This is a genomic window from Geminicoccus flavidas (assembly GCF_009806515.1).
Taxonomy (GTDB): domain Bacteria; phylum Pseudomonadota; class Alphaproteobacteria; order Geminicoccales; family Geminicoccaceae; genus Geminicoccus; species Geminicoccus flavidus.
This window is the reverse complement of record NZ_WUJP01000745.1, coordinates 1-3,094: the sequence shown is the minus strand read 5'-3', so window position 1 is coordinate 3,094 and position 3,094 is coordinate 1. Positions and strand designations below refer to the sequence as shown.

General features: G+C 61.5%; 3 protein-coding genes. 1 reads left to right on the top strand and 2 read right to left on the bottom strand.

Annotation, left to right across the window (positions count from 1 at the left end):
- The coding region (locus tag EQG76_RS21345) for an SGNH/GDSL hydrolase family protein (RefSeq protein WP_235031492.1) at nucleotides 1–830 on the top strand (830 nt) is incomplete at its 5' end.
- A 513-nt stretch (nucleotides 831–1,343) separates the two neighbouring features.
- Here the strand turns inward: EQG76_RS21345 and EQG76_RS21340 are convergent.
- Together EQG76_RS21340 and EQG76_RS21335 are read right to left on the bottom strand one after the other, a co-directional pair.
- Entirely contained in the window at nucleotides 1,344–2,045 is a 702-nt protein-coding gene (locus EQG76_RS21340) for a class I SAM-dependent methyltransferase (RefSeq protein WP_235031493.1), read from the bottom strand.
- Between the two features lie 149 nt (nucleotides 2,046–2,194).
- A partial coding sequence (locus tag EQG76_RS21335) for a hypothetical protein (RefSeq protein ID WP_159716345.1) occupies nucleotides 2,195–3,094 on the bottom strand: 900 nt, incomplete at its 5' end.

Below are 3,094 nucleotides of genomic sequence, written 5' to 3'. Positions count from 1 at the left end.
CTTTCCGATCGGAACGACATGCCATGAGATCGTTGCTCGCCCTGAGCCTGATGACGCTCGCCCTTGCCGGGCTGCCATCCCCCGCCCCGGCTGCCGCCTGCGACGCGCCCTCAGGCATATGGGGGCCATTCGCCCCGCTCGAGCGCACCCAGGCGCGGCTGGCTGCCACCCGTTCCCTCAAGATCGTCGCAGTCGGCTCGTCCAGCACCTACGGGACCGGTGCCACCAGCCGCGAGCACAGCTATCCCTCCCAGCTCGCCCGCATCCTGCGCCAGCGCTTTCCCCAGGCGAAGATGGAGGTGATCAATGCCGGGATCGGCGGCGAGACCGTGGCGCTCAACCTGGCGCGGTTCGAGCGTGACGTGCTGGCGCACCGTCCCGATCTGGTGATCTGGCAGGTCGGCACCAACGACGCCTTCCAGAAGAAGGGTACCCAGGAGGTCTATGCCGGCATCCAGGAGGGCGTGCGCCGGGTGCGAGCCAGCGGGGCGGAACTGGTGCTGATGGAGTCGCAGTACTTCCCCGAGCGGCCGGAGACCGAGGCGCTCGCCCAGGCACGGGCGACGATCCGGCGGGCCGCCGCCGATGCGGGCGTGGAGTTCCTGCCGCGCTACGCCCTGATGCGCCACTGGATCAAGGCGGGGCTGTTCTCGCCCAAGACCATGCTGATCGCCGACAAGATCCACATGACCGACGCCAGCTACCAGTGCCTCGCCGAACGGGTGGCGGACCTGCTGCCGGCAGCACCTGCCTCGGAAGCCTCCGACGTGACGACCGTCACCACGGACGATCCGAAATCACCTGCCAATCGGCAGGTGGCGGCAAACTGAAAGGCCGATTGCTCACCGGCTGCCCTGCCGTTCTCGTCATCCTTTCCGATCGTTACCACTATCGCTTGATCCATTGCTCCGTTCTAAGCCGCAGCTGGCGGTAGAGGAGGTGATCAGTCGGTTGCTCGTTTGACAGAGCCTACGGCTGTCCCTGGCCGCGATAGTAGTGACAGATCGGGTCCGCGCGCAGCGCCGCTCGATCTGTTCATCATCAGCATCCCCGTCCGGTGCGGTGGTGTCGCTAGATCCGAGGCACCGCCTCGCTCAAATGCCTCTGTAGATTGGCTAAATCTTCGACTTGAACCAGACACCTCAAGACAAGCTCATCGATAGGTAGCCTATCGACCAAGAAGGTGAACGCATTTCCGAGTCCCGGTCTATCAGTGCGAATTCAGCAATCGCTACAATCGCCCGGGTCCTCGACCGATCGCAGGTCGACATGCGACACTCCTCGCACGTTCCGCATGCGCACGCGTTGCTCACTCGGCACTGCGCGAAGCCTCTCAGGCCATTTCACGCGGGTCGCCTGATGACCCAGAAGCGGGTGAAGCCCCGGTTGCTGGCGCTGACGTTGACTGGCTCTTGCGCCAATAGATCATCCACATCTCGGGTGTCGAACCCGAAATGGGTTCCCCAGTGTGATCTGCTCTCAGACCTGAACTTGCCGATCCGCTCTCCCTTCATCAGCGCCATCACGTAGTCGCGCCTGAGTGACGGCCGCTGCGGCAACTCCTTCAGCGTGTAGCCGTACAGGCCGACCTTGACAAAAAACTTCACGATCCCCGCGAATCCAACTTCCACGGGCACCGAGATCACGCCGATGCCGCCCGGCCGAACGGCATGCACGACGTTCCGCAACGCGTTGCCAAGATTGCCGGTATGCTCAAGTGTTTCGAAACATGTCACGAAGTCGAACTGCGGTCTTGTTGCATCGAACCTGTTCAGATCGATCGTCGCGAACTCAAGTTCAGGATGGCGCCGGCGGCCTTCTTCGAAGTGCTCGTCCAGATGGTCGAAACCTATGGTATGCGCGGCGCGGACAAGCTGACGCACCTGATCGGTCACATAGCCGTTCGAGCAGCCGAAGTCTGCGTAGCTGCCTCCTGGCGGCACCTTCAGGCTGGAGATCAATGCCTTGATGTCGTTGAGCCGCTTGATGTGCGGGATGTTGCGCAGCCTGAGGCGGCGATACGTGATTGAATGATCTTTGGCCATGATGCTCAACTGGTAAGTTGCGCCACTTTCTAGACGGCAAGCGCAGGGGCCTACAAGGACACCACCAGCTGCAGGCTGCCGCACGGGAACGTCATCATATGCGGGTCGACATTCTCCTCACCTCATGACTGGAACAATGGACCGTTGCCCTATTTCGTTTCAGCGGACGTTGACGCGGCGCGGGAGTGAGCAATGACTGGGCAGTCCTGTGCCGCACCGAGAGCCGGGTGAGACCAACGAAATGCGAGCAGATGAGTACCCTTCGGCAGTTCGACAGGCTCCATCTCCCGCACCACCAGATCGGCGACCGCATCGTCGATCATGGGCCCACGGCGCCAGCGGAAGGCGGGCGTGATCAGCAGGCCCGTCGGGTAACAGCGGATGACCTTCTCGACCGCCTCCGGCGAGGCAATGACCGGCCGGCCCGTCCGCCTGTCCAGATCGAATTCCTGCTTGCCCATTCCCTGGGAGACCACCTCTCCGTAGCGGCTCTTGCTGATTAGGACGTCGTAATCGCCCAAATAGTAGATGGCATCCAGCTCGGTACTGGTTAAAATGACGTCCGAGTTCTCCAGTTCATCGTGCAGTACTTGCCTGACGATGTCCCAGCGAGGTGCCGGCTGGGCTGGAGGAACAGTGATGTCGGCCAGCAGCGTGACGGTTCGGATGGTTGCGGCGTTTGCCACCAGCAGCCATACCACTCCGAGAGCCACCACGACGGCGGCAAGACCACCCACTGCTGCTCGACCTGGCAGTGCATAGGCGATCGCAGCGGTCGCGTGACGGCGCATGAACGAAATTATCTGCCGAAGTATCGCCGCGAGGGCCACACCCCAGATAATGAAGATGAACGGCATCAGATAGAATACGTAGCGAAGGCTTTTGTTGCCCGCCAAGCTATGCAGGACGATGCCGACCCCAAAGATCACCACGGCGAAGAATACCGGTCGAGGCGCTGCAGTCAGCGCAATAACCGTCAGCACCGGAAGCAAAGTCCAGAGCGTCGGATAAAATAATACAAACCACGTATGATAGAATACTACATTGCC

Excerpts from the sequence above, each read along its gene's own strand:
- EQG76_RS21340 (WP_235031493.1), bottom strand. The coding sequence starts at position 2,045 with ATGGCCAAAGATCATTCAATCACGTATCGCCGCCTCAGGCTGCGCAAC.